Source organism: Pedobacter frigiditerrae (assembly GCF_032678705.1).
GTDB classification, from domain to species: Bacteria; Bacteroidota; Bacteroidia; order Sphingobacteriales; family Sphingobacteriaceae; genus Pedobacter; species Pedobacter frigiditerrae_A.
Genome location: NZ_JAVTSS010000002.1, coordinates 593,727 through 610,824, shown reverse-complemented (window position 1 = coordinate 610,824; position 17,098 = coordinate 593,727). Strand labels below are relative to the sequence as shown.

Sequence of the window (17,098 nt, the reverse complement as noted above, 5' to 3'; positions counted from 1 at the left end):
CAGGATCAGCTTGTTTGTTGAATTTTTTCAAACAAAGATTGTAATTTTTCTCCAATCATTTCTGGAGTGTATTCATAGATTGCTTTTAGGGATTGGTTTCTTATTTCTTCCCAGATCTGCTGGTCTTGGTAAAGCCGAATAATCTGATTAGCAAAACTCTCTGTATTGTCGGCAATTAATACATTTTGATTATGGATTAAATTCATCCCCTCAACGCCTATAGTAGTTGATACAATTGGTAAGCCAAACTCTAAGCTTTGTCCAATCTTGCCTTTCATACCAGCTCCATATCTTAATGGAGCTACAAAAATGCGAGAATTTAAAAAGTAAGGATCTACATCATGTAAGTATCCTGGTACAAAAACATTTTTGCTTGCAAGTTCAGATATTGCTGGAGTAGGGTGGGCGCCAAGTAGATATATGGGTATATCACCTAGCTTTTCTATCACTAAAGGCATTATTTCCTTTATCAGCCAAATTGCCGCATCAACATTTGGTGGATGACCATAGCCACCAATAAACACAATCCCTTTTCTTTCGGTAAAAATCTTTGATTGTTCAAAGGTTTTTGGTGAATGAACATTTGGGATTACAAAAACATTTTTTATGTTTTCGTTAAGCAGCATATCTTTTTCTACGTCTGTAATAGCGATGGTAGCATTTGCTGCACTTGCCAACGCCAGTTCTAATTTCTTAAATTTTGCAGCTTTTTTAATAAGTCTGGGTTTATTTTCTTTAGCAGCTTGTCTAAGAAAACGTACATAATGAAGATCAACGGTGTCATAAATCCACTTTATCTTGGCGAAGCGTTGTACAAGGTATTGATATTTTAAGTTTAAGTTTGGTCTGCTGATCCACAATATTTCACTGGTTTTAACCAATGCAGAGATGGATGATTTGAATTGTTTTTTGCCAGAAAAATTATACGCTACTGGAATGCCTAATTTGGAAGTTAAAATTCTATAATAAGGTGCAACATATTTACCATCATGAGGAATAAACTTAACATGGTAACCTAGTTTTTTAAATATTTTTAATAATTGAAACAACCTATTTGAGCCCGATTCTTTATCGAAAAATGGGAGGTAAGAGTCGATTACGCTTATTGTTTTTTGCGGTAAAAATCTTGTGGCAGCAGCTTCAATGTTAAGAAATTGATATTGATTGCCTAGAATACTTTTCCATTTTGATAAAAATGCTGAATCGTTTTCGCGAAGTTTCTTAAATGCGTTTCTTCTGTTATTTCCACTTATAATTAATATAGTGGATGATGGTTGATAGATAACGGTTTTCCCAAGCTGATGCCTAATTGAAAAACATAGGTCGATTACTTGGTAGGTTGGACTCTCTATATTGCTGTCAAATCCATTAACTTCATTTAAATCAGATTTGCTTAATAGTATAACTGTATCGCAAAAATCTACAGGTCGTTTATAGTCACAGTTAAAAGCCCTAACATGTTGATAGCTTCCATAATTGGAATAATTTCCGCTTTGATCTACAACTCCTCCGGCTTGTTTAATTAATCCATATTGAGACAAAATCTTTGATCCAACACAACCTACTTCTGGATCATCCTGAATAGTTTCGATTAAGGACTCTAGCCAAGAAGGCAAAACTATTGCTTTGGCATTTAAGAGACAAATATATTTTCCCTTCGCTATCGTTATTGCTTTTTTACACGAGCTTAAATTTTTTGAAAGTGTTTCATCTTTAATATAAGTGACACCTGCACTATCTTTTACCGACTTTAAGATTTCAGCGTTATTACTGTTATCCACCACAATTACTTCAAAATTATCGGTTTTATGTGTGTTTAAAAATACTGACTTTAAGCATGCTTCTAATGTAGTTCTTTCGTTGGCAGAATGTACTATTATAGAAACGGTCGGAGTAGTGTGTTCTTCGAATGAAAGTTCAATTTTATTTACTTGTTTGTTATAATAATAAGGATCTTGATTAGGCTTAGAGAAAAATCTTAAACCGAGCAAAGTAAATAAGATTTCAACAGTTTTAGATGAGCTAAGTGGTAATTGTTGTTTTTTATCTAGCGCCCAGCTATATGGAAGGTATAGCTGTTTATTAAATCTTAAAACATTAAGTCCAACTAAAAATAGTCGTAGAATATAATATGGATAAAATAATGGATTTAAAACAATATTCGTTGAATAGCCCGAATCTATTTTCTGTAAATAGATTTGATTGATCTTTAAGCAGACCTTTTCATTCGTAAAATCTATCCAACGTGTTAGTTTATTCATTTTTGGACGAAGTGATTTAATTCTTTGCAATTAACTTAATCGTTAAATGCTTGCATATCGATTAACCTTTTATAAATCCCTTTATGTGCAATTAGTTCACTGTGAGTCCCTTCTTCAGCCACTTTGCCATTATCAATCACAACTATTTTATCCGCGTGTTGTATAGTGCTCAAACGGTGGGCTATAACTATTGATGTTCTATTTTTCATCAAATTATTTAAAGCATCTTGAACCAATTTCTCTGATTCTGTATCTAATGCTGATGTAGCCTCATCTAATAACATAATAGGTGGGTTTGCTAAAACTGCTCTAGCAATGCAAATTCTTTGCTTCTGTCCGCCTGATAGTTTATTTCCCCTATCTCCAACCGATGATTTATATCCATCTTCTGTGTTTAGAATAAAATCATGCGCATTTGCAATTTTAGCGGCGTTAACAACTTCCTCTTCTGTGGCGTCTGGTTTTGCAAAAGCGATATTATTAAAAATGGTATCATTAAACAAAAAGGATTCTTGGTTTACTATCCCCATTTGACCCCTGATGCTCTCAACTGTTAAGTCCTTAAAATTATGGCCGTCAATTTTTATAGTGCCAGATAATGGATCGTGGAAACGTGGAATTAAATCCATTAAAGTGCTCTTCCCTCCACCTGATGGGCCCACCAAAGCAACAGTTTTGCCTTTTTCAATGCGAAGGCTAATTTCTTTTAGAACTTGTTTGTCTCCATAATTAAATGATACATTTTCAAACGCAAGTGCATTATCGAAATCAGTTAAGGCAATGGCATTCGGTTTATTGGTTAATTCTGGTTTTGTATCTATTAAATCTAAAACTCTTTCTCCGGCTGCAATTCCAGAATGGATACCGCTAAACGAATCTGTTAAAGCCTTTGCAGGGCGCATAACCTGTGAAAAAAGTGCAATATAAGCTATAAATTGACTTGTTGATAAAGCATCGGGCTGATTGCTAATGATTAAATTACCTCCATACCAAACAATTAATGCTACCATAACAACCCCTAGAAACTCAGATACTGGAGAACCTAATTGTTGCCTCCTTACCATTTTCCTGTTAAGGTTCGAATAGATAATATTTTCTGTTTGAAATTTATCCTTAGTTCTATCTATACCATTAAAGGCTTTGATAATTTTAATTCCTCCTAATGCCTCATCTAAGAAACCTATCATTTTTGCAAAAGACTCATGTGCTTCTTTAGCTTGTTGTTTAATCCTTTTTACTATTTTGCTAATGATAAAGGCTGAAATAGGGATTACCAAAAGAGAAAATAAAGTAAGTTTAACAGAGATGGATAGTAGTACAAGGACATAGAATATCAATGTTAAGGGTTCTTTAAAAACAACTTGTAAAGTATTTGTAACTGTAAATTGAACTACTTGAACATCTGAGGCAACCTTAGATATAATGTCACCTTTTCTTTCATTGCTAAAAAAACCAACATGTAAATCCATAACATTATTGAAAACGGTTTTACGTAGGTTTAATAAAGTATGTACACGTAAATCCTCCATGTATCTTTGAGATAGATATCGGAAAATGTTTGATAATAAGACTGAGCCTACTATTGCCAAGCATACATAGGTTAGAGTTTGGGAGGTTCCATTTTCAATTTTAGACTGTCCAATTAAATCTCTAAACTGACCAGTAATGTCGAAGGAAGAAGTAGCCGTTTCTGTAAGACTTTTGCCAGCATTTTTTGCTTGTGGCATTAGCGTTTCAAATAGTGGAACTAATAATGTAAGATTTAGTGTGCCAAATACGATTGAAAGTATAGTTGCTATAACATAAGGTATAGCAAACTTTTCTATAGGTTTTGCAAAAGATAATAATCTAAAATAGGTTTTCATTTAATGGTATAAAGAACACAAAGTTACGGTTTTTGTTGTTTGTTTAGCTAAATGAGAATTTGTGTACTGTAAACTTTAATAATTTTATCAATGGCAAAACTCATAAAATTCTGTTTATTTGTAGTAAATGAACTTGCATCAAGATTTAAAAAGGGGAATTGAAGAAGGAGATTTTCGGGCAATTGCTAGGGCATTAACCTTGGTTGAGAATGATATTGAGCCTTCTGGTGATCTACTTAAATCTCTAAAAATTAACGACACGCTGGTTTTAGGTATCACTGGCCCCCCTGGAGCAGGTAAAAGTACGCTAGTAAACGCCATAACAAATAACCTAGTTGTTGCAGGAAAAAAAATTGCTATTTTGGCAGTTGATCCAACCTCACCTTTTAATTTTGGATCTCTGTTGGGAGATAGAATCAGAATGGCTCAACAATTTAACAATCCAAATGTTTACATCCGTTCTATCGCTACTCGAGGTGCTTTAGGTGGTATGTCATTAAAAACACTGGAGCTGGTGGATGTGTTAAAGGCGGCAAAATTTGACTTAATCATTATTGAAACAGTTGGGGTTGGGCAATCTGAAGTGGAAATAGCGGGTTTAGCCGATAAGACCTGTGTGGTCTTGGTGCCAGAATCAGGAGATGAAATTCAGAATATTAAATCTGGATTAATGGAAATTGCTCAAGTATTTGTAATAAATAAAGCAGATAGAGAGGGGGCAGATGTTTTTGCAAATAACCTAAAGAAGTTAGTAAATGAACAGCATCAAGCTATTCCGGTTTTTAAAACAGTTGCCGATAAAAATACAGGTATAGTTGAGTTATGTGACTGGATATTAGAAGAAAAGATCGACACAAATGAAAAAAGAAAATTTTTAATAGCTGATAAAGCTTATAAAATTATTCAAAACCAAAAAATGAAAGATATAGATAAAACAAGGCTTCTTAACGATGTTAAAGAAGCCTTGTCAAAACAGGATTTTAATGTTTATCAATTTACCCAAGATTGGCTTAGGCATTCATAATTTCTTCTATTTCTTCTGCAATTATTGGGATATGGCCCATTAAATCATAATTTCCATCTTTTGTAATAAGAATATCGTTTTCTAATCTAACAGCAAACCCTTCTTCAGGAATATAAATTCCAGGTTCGCAAGTTAAAATATTACCTTCGGCGAAGGGAGTGTATCGCCCTGCGAAATCATGTACATCTATACCTAAATGATGCGAAGTTCCGTGCATAAAATATTTTTTGTAGGCTGGATATGAGGGATTTTGATTTTTCACATCTGTAGAAGAAATTAACTTTAACTTAATTAGCTGCTCAGTCATTAACTCACCAACTTGCTCATGGTAGGTATTCCAAATTGCTCCTGCAACCATTAGCTTTTTCGACTCATTTAGCACATATAAAACTGAATTGTATACCTCTTTTTGTCTAGGTGTAAATTTTCCGTTCACAGGGATTGTCCTTGTCATATCTGCATTATAGTTCGCATATTCAGCTCCAAAGTCAAGCAATATCAATTCTCCATCCTTACATTCTTGATTGTTGTCGGTATAATGGAGGATATTTGCATTATTGCCACTAGCTATAATCGGATTATAACCGTGGCCCGTTGCAGCTTGTCTAATGAATTCGTGAATGATCTCTGCTTCAACTTCATATTCCATTACACCTGGTTTTATAAATTTCAAAACCCTATTAAAGGCATCTCTAGTAATATCACAAGCTTTTTGGGTAAGATTTACCTCTATATCGGACTTTATGGCACGTAGTTGCCTCATTAAAGGAGCGGCCCTCTCATATTTATGTAGTGGGTATTTACTTTTTAATTCGTTAATTAATCTAATATCACGATAGGGCACTGTGTGGGCATACCTGTCATTCTCGTTTGTGTTAAGAAAAATATGATCGGCATAGTGAATTATGCTGTGAAGAATATTGTCAAAGTCATCAAGCCAATAGACATTTGTTATACCTGACGTTTCCTGTGCTTGCTTTTTAGTGTATTTGTGCCCCTCCCAAACTTTTATGTGATCATTGGTCTGTCTTAAAAACAGGACTTCTTTATACAAAGGATTAGGACAGTCGGGGAAAATCAATAAAACAGACTGTTCTTGATCTATTCCACTAAGATAAAAGAGATCTGAATTTTGCTTAAAAAGAAAATTTTGGTCACCGCTTCTAGGAAATTCATCGTTTGAATGAAATATAGCGACTGATTTTGGTTGTAATAGGGTTTTAAAATCGCTTCGGTTCTTAATAAATAGAGAATTGTTTATTTGCTTGTATTTCATGGAATTATTAACTTAGATTTGAAGATCAATTATTCAAATGTAATTAAATGAACTAAATTTTTGAAGTTTGGAACAGAGTTTGTGTAATGTTTTGAGATTATAAAAATTTGTTTAATTTTGTCTTACAAAAAATTATACAATTAATATTTGTTTAACCTTAAAAAAGAAAATTATGAATTATTCTACTTTAAAAAAGGGTGTTGCCGCATCTCTTGTAGCTTTGGTTGGAGTTTCTACTCTTGCTAATGCTCAGGATGCTCCAGCCTCTTCTTCTGCCAAGGTATTTGGTGGAACAGCGCAGTACAGAACTTGGTCATTAGGTATTAATGCTGGTGTTTTATCTCCAGTTGTTGTGACAGGTGGTACTAACGATTTTACTAACTGGGATGTTAACTTAGGTTACGGTATCTCATTACGTAAACAATTATCACATGCTTTCGGATTAGAAGGTAACATTATGCGTGGTAAACTATCAGGAACTAATAAAGATGCTACTGGTGGTGTTTTAAACGGAGTTAAAGATTTCGAAACTAAAATCCAATATGCAGCTGATTTAAGAGGTGTTATTAATGTTGGAACAGTTGATTTCTTAAAACGTGAGAATTCAGTTAACTTCTTTGTAAGTGCTGGTTACGGTTTAATGGCTTTTAACCCAACTACTACTCAAGCTAACGGTACAACCGTAGATAACTCTGGTAAATATGGTGAAAATGGCGATAACGATTATATCAAACAAGCTTACATTCCTGTAGGTGTTGGTGTTAAATTTAAAGTTTCTGATCGTGTAGCTTTCAATTTAGCTTATACTGCTAACTTTGTTGATGGTGATAACGTAGATAGAGTTTACGCTAATGGTACTTCTAAAGATAAATTTTCTTACGGTTCTGCTGGATTAGAATTCTCTTTAGGTTCAAAAGCTAAACCAAACTTGGATTGGGTTAACCCGGTAGCTTTAATGTATGATGAATTAAAAGATCCTACATTACGTCAAGAAGTTGAAGCATTGAAAAACCGTGTTTCTAACGTTGAAAAATCTGTTGAAGATTTGAAAAAAGATTCTGATGGTGACGGTGTTGCTGATCAATTTGATAAATGTGCTGGTACTCCAGCTGGAACTAAAGTTGATGGTTCAGGTTGTCCTCTTCCAGTTCCTGCTCCAGTTGTTGAAAACACTGGTACTGCAGCTCCAATGGTTTCAGGTTTCGAAACTATTCAATTTGAATTCAACTCTTCAGTATTAAAAACTGAATCTTATCCTACTTTAGATAAATTATCTTCAGTATTGAAAGAAAACGGTGGTAAAGTAACTACTAAAGGTTACGCTTCAAGCGAAGGTACTGCTGCTTACAATATGAAATTATCTAAAGACAGAGCAAATTCTGTTAAAACTTACTTAGTAAACTCTGGCGTTAACGCTAGTCAAGTTACTGCTAAAGGTTTTGGCGAAGCTAATCCAATCGCTTCTAACGATACTGAAGAAGGTCGTATCCAAAATCGTCGTGTTGAGACTACAAGAAACTAATCTTTCTTAATTCGATATAAAAAAGTACCGACCAATTGGTCGGTACTTTTTTTTTATACCTACATTTGCAATATGTACTTCTTTAGAAAACAAGACCCCAATAGGCCAACAAATATTAATATCAAGATCATGCATGTTATTAATGCAGTTGCGATTATTTTATTTGTGGGAGGAATAACTTGGAAGTTAATTCAATGGTTTATTTTAAAATAAAAATACAGACGAAACTAGTATGTCAAAGCTTATCAATAAGAAAATCATAGTAGCTTCATCACTTTTAAAACAATAACAAAACGGATGAAAAAAGTAATTTATACAACCAGTGCGCCAGAACCAATTGGCCCATATAGCCAAGCCATAGTTGCCAACGGATTTTTATTTGCTTCGGGTCAAGTAGCTATCAACCCCGAAAATGGAGAGTTGACCTTAACATCTATAGCAGAAGAAACTCATCAAGTAATGCGTAATATTAAAGCAGTTTTATTGGAAGCAGAGTATACATTTGAACACATTTTAAAGACAACTATCTTTTTGTCAGATATGGGTTTATTTGCTGAAGTAAATGAAGTTTATGGTTCTTATTTTGAATCAGCTTACCCAGCTCGTGAAACTGTTGCGGTAAAGGGGTTACCAAAAGGTGTTAATGTAGAAATTTCAATCACTGCATATAAAGCATAAGATTGTTGAAATCCAAATCAAGGTATTTATTAGCTGCATTTCTTTCTGTTGCCATTTGGGGGTTTTTCTCAATTCCATTAAGGAATTTAAAGGCTTATCCTTCAGAAGAAATATTGTATTACAGAACATTCACTTCTTTAATAGTCATTTGGATTGCCATCTTATTATTTAGAAGGAAATATCTTAAGCAGGATATTCAATATTTTAAATCGGCATTGCCAAAACAAAGGAAGATTATTGTTTGGCAAATAATTGGGGCAACTGTATTGCTAACTCTAAATTGGTATACATTTATTTATGCCATAAATAATGTAAGTATTAAATCGGGTGCATTTGCTTATATGGTTTGTCCTTTGATTACTGCTTTTGGCGGTTTTATCATTTTAAAAGAAGAGCTTTCTAGAATTAAGCTAATATCACTCGGTATTGCTTTGTTAAGCATAATTATGCTGGCAACTGGCTCTTTTATAGAAGTATTATGGTCGGTTATCATAGCAGCTCTTTATGCCTTCTATTTAATCATTCAGCGTAAAATGCAACACTTAGATAAGTTAAATGTACTGGCTTGTCAGATTACGCTGGCAGTAGTTTTAATGTTACCATTCTATATTTATCATCATCAAGGTTTTCCAACTGGCGGATGGTTTTGGGGTCACATTATAGTAATTGCAGCGTTGTTTACGGTTATTCCTCTTTTTTTGAGCTTGTATGCACTAATAGGAATTCCTTCTTCAACATTAGGTGTAATTATATATTTGAATCCAATTATTGCGTTTACAGTTGCGGTTTTATATTTTGATGAACATATTAGCTTTCATCAGCTATTGGCATATCTATTATTGTTGTTTGCAGTTTTTCTATTTAATTGGAACTTGATAAAAGATATCTTTACTTTTAATAGAAAATAGATTGCTTTGTTTGCTTCAAATTTAGATACTCCTCTTGTTTACTTAAAAGGCGTTGGTCCGAAACGTGCCGAACTTTTGCAAAAGGAGTTGGGAATGTTTACCTATGAGCAACTTTTAAATCACTATCCTTTTAGGTACATAGACAGAACTCGTTTTTACAAAATTAATGAGCTCAATCCTGATATGCCTTTGGTACAAGTTATTGGTAGAGTAACTGGCAAGGAAACCATAGGCGAAAAGCACAAAAAGAGAATTGTTATCAAATTTACTGATGATACTGGCACAATGGAATTGGTTTGGTTTCAAAGTTTAAAGTGGGTTGAAGATAACATCATGAGAGGCAGTTTATACATCGTCTTTGGCAAACCAACATTCTTTAACAGCGGCTTTAGTATTTCTCATCCAGATTTAGAGCCCTATCCCAGACAAACAGGCATTACGGGAAACCTAACATTGCAACCTATTTATAACTCGACAGAAAAGCTTAAAAAGAGTTTCTTAGATAGTAAGGGCATACAGAAGTTAATTCATCACATAATTGAATTACACATTAATGAAGTAAGGGAAACACTACCAAAATATATCCTAGATAAATACAAACTGATTAGTCGAAAAGATGCGTTAATCAATGTCCATTTCCCTTCAAATACGACAATGTTGCAACACGCTGAAAGGCGATTGAAATTTGAGGAACTTTTCTTTATTCAGCTTCAATTACTTTACAACAAGCAACTGCGGAGTTTAAAGTTTAAAGGAGCATTATTTAATACGGTTGGAGAGCGTGTAAATACTTTTTATAACACAATGTTGCCATTTGATTTAACAGGTGCACAGAAGCGAGTTATTAAAGAAATTAGAATAGATACCCAGAGGGGAAGCCAAATGAATCGCCTTATACAGGGTGATGTGGGAAGTGGAAAAACAGTAGTTGCCTTAATGAGTATGTTATTGGCCAATGATAACGGTTACCAAGCCTGTATGATGGCACCTACAGAAATTTTAGCTAGGCAACATTATCAATCGTTAGTGGATTTATTGAAAGGTGAATTGGTGAATGTTGCCGTATTAACAGGAAACTCAACTAAAAAACAAAGAACTGTTTTACACGAACAATTAGAAAACGGGGAGATTGATATTTTAGTTGGTACGCATGCGCTGATTGAAGATAAGGTCAAGTTTAAAAATTTAGGCTTTGTTGTTATAGATGAACAACATCGTTTTGGCGTTGAGCAAAGGGCTAAACTTTGGCGTAAAAATGTAATTCCGCCTCATATTTTGGTAATGACTGCAACACCAATTCCACGAACTTTAGCTATGACTTTATACGGCGATTTAGATGTTTCTGTGATAGATGAATTGCCTGTTGGAAGAAAACCAATTGAAACAAAACATTTGTTTGAAGGGCAACGATTGAGGATGTTTGGCTTTATGAAGCAGGAGATCGCTAAAGGAAGGCAGGTTTATGTTGTTTATCCATTAATTGAAGAGAGCAAAAAACTTGATTTAATGCATTTAGAAGAAGGCTTGGCACAAATGCAATTTGAGTTTCCATTGCCCGATTATCAAATTAGTAAAGTTCACGGACAAATGCCAAATGCTGATAAGCAGTTTGAGATGCAAAGGTTTATCGAAGGCAAAACCCAAATTATGGTGGCTACAACTGTTATTGAGGTTGGGGTTAATGTGCCAAATGCTTCTGTAATGATTATAGAAAACGCAGAGCGATTTGGGCTTTCACAATTGCATCAATTAAGAGGGAGGGTTGGTCGTGGAGCTGAACAATCTTTTTGTATTTTGATGACTGGAAATAAACTCAGCCAAAACTCAAAACTTAGGATAGAAACAATGGTTAAGACCAATAATGGTTTCGAAATTTCTGAGATTGATTTACAACTTCGTGGACCAGGTGATATAACTGGCACACAACAAAGCGGTGTTTTAGAATTAAAGATGGCAAACCTGGCTAAAGACCAAATCATTTTACAAGAAGCAAGAAATACTGTGATAGACATCTTTGAAAAAGATGCTATGTTGGGTAATCCTGAAAATGTGCTATTGAAAAATTATATCGATAAGCGAACAAGAGCAATTGCTTTTGATAAAATTTCGTAGTTGAGTCTTGTCATTCTGAGCCTGCGAAGAATCTCATAAAAGAGATGCTTCCTGCGTCAGCATGACAAAACCTTTGTGGTTTTAATCCTCGTCTGTACCTGGTAAACTACCAGCACCAGTATAGGCACCTTTTCTAATGATTGGCATTTTTAGGTATTTAAATAATTCATCTAAATGCATTAAGCTGCCATTGGTTTTGTTGCCTAAGAAAATTACCACAATATCTTTGTCTAAATCGCGGATATAAATGTGGCGGAAACCGTGCCACCAACCTGTATGGTAAACAACTTTGTCCATTCCTTTTCCATCGAACATACGCCAACCATAACCATAATTAAAGTGACCATTAACAGGCTTATTGCGACCAACGAAAGCAGAATCTAAACTCTTTTTGGTTAGTAATCTCTCGTTTTTCAAGTACTTATCATACAGTACTAAATCATGTATGGTACTGTAAATTCCTTTGTCGCCAACTGGGCCATCTAAAAAATTTTGTACCACTGAGTATCTGAAATTATTTCTATCGTGGCCAACCACATCAACAGGAATTTTAGGGTAAACCGTGGTAGAATAAACGTGAGTATGTTTCATCCCAGCTGGTTTGAAAACATGCTCCATCATATATTCGGCGTAGGTTTTCCCCGTAACCTTTTCTATAATTGCTCCCAAAACCATAAAGTTTGAGTTGTTGTAATGAAAAACTTTATCTGGTTTAGCATAAGGATTAGGTTTTTTTTCGGCAATTACATTCATTACATCGTTATTAGAAACGCCTTTTTTCTGGTCTTTTTTCTCCTTGCGCCAAATGTCATCTATAAAATAAACGTAGTTCATCATTCCACTTCTGTGGGATAAAAGTAGTTTTACAGTGATACCATCGTAAGGGAAATTTGGATAAAATTTCTTTACATCGTCAGTTAATTTTAGCTTTCCTGCTTCAACCAATTGCATAATGGCAACCCCAGTAAAAGTTTTGGTAATAGAAGCCAGTTCAAACTCCGAGTTTATTTTTAAGCTATCGCGATGAAGATAATCTGCCCAACCCTTAGCGCCTTGATAAATAATTTTGCCTTTTTTAGCTACCAGTATATTTCCATTAAAGCCGTATTTTCTGTGCAAATTATCAGCAAAACCTGCAATCCATTTATCTTCATTTTTAGGGTTGTAAGTAATTAATGCGCTGTCTGCTTTATCGTCTTCTTTGACTCTTACTTTTTTATCGGCAGCTGCCTTTTTAGCTTTTTCTTCTTTGGTAGTACAAGATGATATAGATATAATGGTAAGCGCTAACGCTGTAACTAGTAGACGAAACTTCATAGATATAGATAGACAGTTTTAAAAGCTTGCAAATTAAGGATTATTGCTTTTTTAAACGCAAAAGAGTTTTAAACATTGCCGCATTTATAAAGTAAAATAGGATTTTAGCTGCTTGTTTTTTAATAGTTGCACAATTTTTGGTTAATTAAACCTGATGGGAGCGAAAATACTTTTTGTTGAAGAGGTTTTGGGATGGACAACAAAAAGATTGTAGCGCACAGCAGGACTGAAGGTTCAAAAATGTTGCTGTACTTTCTTTTCATAATTATTTTACAAAACTCTATCATCTTTTAAAAGGCTGTAATTTTAAAAATGCTAAATTTGGGCAAAAAATAATAACATCATGAGTTTCAGAATAGAACACGATACAATGGGTGAGGTGCAAGTGCCTGCTGACAAATATTGGGGAGCACAAACCGAACGTTCACGTAATAATTTTAAAATTGGTCCAGAGGCTAGTATGCCCAAGGAAATTATACATGCTTTTGGTTATTTAAAAAAGGCAGCGGCATTGGCTAATACAGAATTAGGTGTGTTATCTCAAGACAAAGCAAATTTAATAGCAATTGCTTGTGATGAGGTTATTGCAGGTAAGTTGGATGGCGAGTTTCCGTTGGTAATTTGGCAAACAGGTTCTGGAACGCAAAGCAACATGAATGCAAATGAAGTAATTGCAAATAGGGCTCACGTTTTAAATGGAGGAAGCTTAGCGGATGATAAAAAAGTGTTGCATCCAAATGATGATGTGAATAAATCTCAATCAAGTAACGATACTTATCCAACAGCAATGCATATTGCGGCTTACAAACAAGCTGTGGAAATTACAATACCTGGATTAGAAAAATTAAAAAATACGTTAGCTAAAAAAGCAGCTAGTTGGAATGATATCGTAAAAACTGGTCGTACTCACTTTATGGATGCAACGCCATTAACATTAGGGCAGGAGTTTTCTGGTTATGTACAACAAATTGATAATGGCTTAAGGGCAATTAAAAACGCTTTGCAAATGATTAGCGAATTAGCTTTAGGCGGAACAGCTGTTGGTACGGGCTTAAATACTCCTGCTGGTTATGATGTTTTAGTTGCTAAAAAAATCGCTGAATTAACAGGTTTAGGTTTTGTAACTGCTCCGAATAAATTTGAAGCTTTGGCTGCGCATGATGCGATGGTTGAGCTTTCTAGTGCTTACAGACGTGTGGCTGTTTCTTTAATGAAAGTTGCTAATGATATTAGAATGTTAAGTTCTGGTCCTCGTAGTGGAATAGGAGAAATTATTATTCCTGATAACGAACCAGGTTCTTCTATCATGCCAGGAAAGGTTAACCCGACACAACCAGAAGCTTTGACGATGGTTTGCGCTCAGGTTATGGGTAACGATGTAACTGTTGGTATTGGTGGTAGCAATGGTCATTTTGAATTGAACGTTTTTAAACCTGTTATTGCGGCTAATGTTCTGCAAAGCGGTCGTTTACTAGGTGATGCTTGTGTGTCATTTAACGATAAATGTGCTGAAGGTATTGAGCCAAACAAACCTGTGATTAAACAACATATGGAAAACTCTTTGATGTTGGTTACGGCATTGAATCCTTATGTTGGTTATGAGAATGCAGCTAAGATTGCTAAAAAAGCGCATAAAGAAAACAAAACTTTACGTGAGGCAGCAATTGAATTAGGTTTGTTAACCGACGAACAATTTACAGAATGGGTTAAGCCAGAAGATATGGTAGGAAGCCTTAAATAATTAAGAGGAAAGTATAAAGACCAAAGCAGAAAGCTAATAGTAAGTTGCAAAACAAAACGTCGTAAACATTTAATGATGATACTTTTTTTTAAGAGGAATTGCTTCTTCGCTTTAGTCTTTAGTCTTTCAGCTTTTGCCTTGTCATGCACCCGCTTACCAAATGTACAAGGCAAGGGAGAAGCGCTTTTACAGGGAGTTTGGAATCAGGATAGTATTGCAAATTCGAGTAAACTTTTAACTTACACCCAACATCGTTTTAAAATAAGTTGCGATTCATTCTATGTAGATTTAACAACTGTTTCTAAAGTAAACTATTACTCAGACTCGTGTTTTAATAAAGGTGTTTGGAAAGAGTATGCAAAGGGTACTTACGTTGTTAAAGGGGATACTTTAATGCTTACTGGAACTTTTACAAAAGATAGCTACAAACAAAAGGTCTCGGGTTGCTACAGGACTGGAAGGTATTTAACTAACTTTAAGATTAAGTCATCTGGGGCAAATAGTTTAGTTTTAGAGAGTTTAAACGACCAAAGGGAATGTGCATTGGTTTTGAAAGAAAAAATTACTTGTGTGCCTAAAGAATTATAGAATGAAGAAATTATCAATATTTAGAAAGTTATTTGTTGTTTTTGCTTTGGTGTATGTGCCAATTAATGCAAATGCTTGGGGTGCGCTAGGACATAGAATTGTTGGGGAAATTGCCGACAGTTATTTACAAGCGAAAGCTAAATTAGCTATTAGGCAAATTTTGGGAACAGAAAGTATAGCGCTAGCAGCAAATTGGGCAGATTTTGTCAGGTCTGATAGTTCTTACAGTTATTTGAGCAGCTGGCATTATGTAAATTTAAATCCTGATATGAGCAAGACTGATTTGTTTAGTTATTTGGATAATCAGCCAAGCGCTAATGTTTACAACAAAACCAATGAGATGATTGTTGTTTTGAAAAACCCAAAAAGTACATTAGCACAAAAGACACTGGCTTTGAAGATGCTTATCCACTTGATTGGAGATATGAATCAGCCGATGCATACTGCCAGAAAAGATGATTTGGGAGGAAATAAAGTGCAGGTTTTATGGTTTGGCGAAAAATCAAACTTACATAAGGTTTGGGATGAGCAGCTAATAGATTTTCAGCAATTAAGCTATACAGAATATACCAAGGCTATTAATCACCCTACAACTTTGCAAATTGCCAACTGGCAAAAGGCTAGCTTAAAAGATTGCATTTGGGAATCTTACAGTATTTGTAATAAGATTTATGCAACTGGTATTAAAACCGATGATAAGTTAAGTTACAAGTATAATTACGATTGGATTGGAACTGTAAATGAACAACTTTTAAAAGGAGGCGTTCGTTTAGCAAAAATTTTAAACGATATTTATAAGTAGAAAACATTGATGATGTTGTAGCGTTTCCTGATAAGATTTCGTATTGATTATAAATTCAAAGAAATATGAGAGCATTTTTAGTTTTAGCATTAATTTGCCTAACCATTGGTTGTAAAAAGGATAATACTACAGAGAATATAACTGAATACAACTGGGTACTAAAAGCTCAAGTTATATCGCCAGCAATTACAATTAATGGGAAAACTTCTACTAATTATTTAAGCTTACAAAATCCTGAATGGTGCTCAAAAAACTTCACTTATGTGTTTTATGAGAGTGGTCTTTTCCAATTTAGTTCAAACGGGTCGCTTTGTGATATGATACCTAATTCTAAATTGCAAAATTGGAAAAGAGATGGTGACCAAATTACTTTAGATTATGGCAATGCTGGAAGTACTATTGTTATATTGAAAGTAAATGGTAATTCTTTAATTCACACCTCAGAGTTTACCACTAATGGAGAGAAATATACGCTGGTATCTACTTACTTAGCTGTAAAATCAAAATAGCATTGAAAATATTAATGGTTTGTTTGGGTAATATTTGTCGCTCGCCTTTGGCAGAAGGAGTGATGCGTCATTTAGTTAACGAACAAAATTTGGGTTGGGAAATTGCATCTGCTGGAACTGGAAATTGGCATATTGGCAGTGCCCCAGATAGGAGAAGCGTTGCTGTTGCAAAAGAATTTGGGTATGATATTTCTGCACAAAGAGCAAGGCTTTTTACTAGTCATTTATTTGATGAGTTTGACCATATTTTGGTCATGGATAAAAACAATTATAAGGATGTTTTAAGACTAGCCAAAACAGATGAGCACCGCAAAAAAGTTGAATTTTTCTTGGCAGACCAAGGCGAAGTTATCGACCCATATCACCATAGTCACTTATTTGAACCTGTATTTAAAGAGGTAGAGGCAAGATGTAAAAAGTTGATAAATCAGTGGAAATAGATTAGTTTCCCGAAGCTTCGGGATTTCGCTTCGCTCAACATTTGTGTCATTAGTT

General features: G+C 34.5%; 15 protein-coding genes and 1 pseudogene. 11 read left to right on the top strand and 5 right to left on the bottom strand.

What is annotated here, in order from left to right:
- Positions 1–5 precede the first annotated feature (5 nt).
- Together R2Q59_RS13280 and R2Q59_RS13275 are read right to left on the bottom strand one after the other, a co-directional pair.
- A complete protein-coding gene (locus R2Q59_RS13280; protein WP_316785835.1) occupies positions 6–2,261 on the bottom strand; it encodes a glycosyltransferase in 2,256 nt (751 codons plus the stop codon).
- Positions 2,262–2,296: 35 nt separating this feature from the next.
- Positions 2,297–4,126 carry an ABC transporter ATP-binding protein gene (locus R2Q59_RS13275; RefSeq protein WP_316785834.1) on the bottom strand — a complete coding sequence of 610 codons (1,830 nt, stop codon included), beginning with the start codon at positions 4,124–4,126 and terminating at the stop codon, positions 2,297–2,299.
- A 127-nt stretch (positions 4,127–4,253) separates the two neighbouring features.
- On the opposite strand from R2Q59_RS13275, the gene meaB reads away from it, so the two are divergent.
- Entirely contained in the window at positions 4,254–5,150 is an 897-nt protein-coding gene (gene meaB / locus R2Q59_RS13270) for a methylmalonyl Co-A mutase-associated GTPase MeaB (RefSeq protein ID WP_316785833.1), read from the top strand.
- Here meaB and R2Q59_RS13265 read toward each other — a convergent pair.
- The gene (locus R2Q59_RS13265; RefSeq protein ID WP_316787305.1) at positions 5,137–5,913 is read right to left on the bottom strand and encodes a M24B family metallopeptidase; all 777 of its coding nucleotides are present in this window, start codon (positions 5,911–5,913) and stop codon (positions 5,137–5,139) included. The two genes, meaB and R2Q59_RS13265, sit on opposite strands and share 14 nt — an antisense overlap.
- Before the next feature lie 132 nt (positions 5,914–6,045).
- Positions 6,046–6,426, bottom strand: a pseudogene (locus R2Q59_RS13260) (aminopeptidase P N-terminal domain-containing protein); the annotation flags it as partial.
- Positions 6,427–6,598: 172 nt separating this feature from the next.
- On the opposite strand from R2Q59_RS13260, the gene R2Q59_RS13255 reads away from it, so the two are divergent.
- The 5 genes from R2Q59_RS13255 (at position 6,599) to recG (ending at position 11,646) form a co-directional block, all read left to right on the top strand.
- Positions 6,599–7,948 (top strand): OmpA family protein, encoded by a 1,350-nt coding sequence (locus R2Q59_RS13255; protein WP_316785832.1) that lies wholly within the window; start codon positions 6,599–6,601, stop codon positions 7,946–7,948.
- Positions 7,949–8,020: 72 nt separating this feature from the next.
- A complete protein-coding gene (locus R2Q59_RS13250; RefSeq protein ID WP_316785831.1) occupies positions 8,021–8,161 on the top strand; it encodes a DUF6728 family protein in 141 nt (46 codons plus the stop codon).
- Positions 8,162–8,245: 84 nt separating this feature from the next.
- On the top strand, positions 8,246–8,626 hold the full coding sequence (locus tag R2Q59_RS13245) for a RidA family protein (protein WP_316785830.1): 381 nt from the start codon (positions 8,246–8,248) through the stop codon (positions 8,624–8,626).
- 5 nt (positions 8,627–8,631) lie between these two features.
- Entirely contained in the window at positions 8,632–9,534 is a 903-nt protein-coding gene (locus R2Q59_RS13240) for an EamA family transporter (RefSeq protein ID WP_316769712.1), read from the top strand.
- Positions 9,535–9,540: 6 nt separating this feature from the next.
- The gene (gene recG, locus R2Q59_RS13235; RefSeq protein WP_316785829.1) at positions 9,541–11,646 is read left to right on the top strand and encodes an ATP-dependent DNA helicase RecG; all 2,106 of its coding nucleotides are present in this window, start codon (positions 9,541–9,543) and stop codon (positions 11,644–11,646) included.
- An 81-nt stretch (positions 11,647–11,727) separates the two neighbouring features.
- Here the strand turns inward: recG and R2Q59_RS13230 are convergent, their stop codons facing one another.
- Positions 11,728–12,963, bottom strand: a complete 1,236-nt coding sequence (locus R2Q59_RS13230; protein WP_316785828.1) for a serine hydrolase domain-containing protein — start codon at positions 12,961–12,963, stop codon at positions 11,728–11,730.
- 343 nt (positions 12,964–13,306) lie between these two features.
- Between R2Q59_RS13230 and fumC the strand changes: the two genes are divergently transcribed.
- From fumC to R2Q59_RS13205, 5 genes are all read left to right on the top strand, one after another.
- Positions 13,307–14,704: a class II fumarate hydratase gene (fumC, locus tag R2Q59_RS13225; protein WP_316785827.1), complete on the top strand. Its 1,398-nt coding sequence runs from the start codon at positions 13,307–13,309 to the stop codon at positions 14,702–14,704.
- 72 nt (positions 14,705–14,776) lie between these two features.
- Positions 14,777–15,292, top strand: coding sequence for a fumarate hydratase (locus tag R2Q59_RS13220; protein ID WP_316785826.1), 516 nt, complete (start codon positions 14,777–14,779; stop codon positions 15,290–15,292).
- 1 nt (position 15,293) lies between these two features.
- Positions 15,294–16,094 (top strand): S1/P1 nuclease, encoded by an 801-nt coding sequence (locus tag R2Q59_RS13215; RefSeq protein WP_316785825.1) that lies wholly within the window; start codon positions 15,294–15,296, stop codon positions 16,092–16,094.
- A gap of 65 nt (positions 16,095–16,159) precedes the next feature.
- Positions 16,160–16,603, top strand: a complete 444-nt coding sequence (locus R2Q59_RS13210; protein ID WP_316769702.1) for a hypothetical protein — start codon at positions 16,160–16,162, stop codon at positions 16,601–16,603.
- A gap of 2 nt (positions 16,604–16,605) precedes the next feature.
- The gene (locus R2Q59_RS13205; RefSeq protein WP_316785824.1) at positions 16,606–17,043 is read left to right on the top strand and encodes a low molecular weight protein-tyrosine-phosphatase; all 438 of its coding nucleotides are present in this window, start codon (positions 16,606–16,608) and stop codon (positions 17,041–17,043) included.
- The last annotated feature ends 55 nt before the right edge of the window (positions 17,044–17,098 follow it).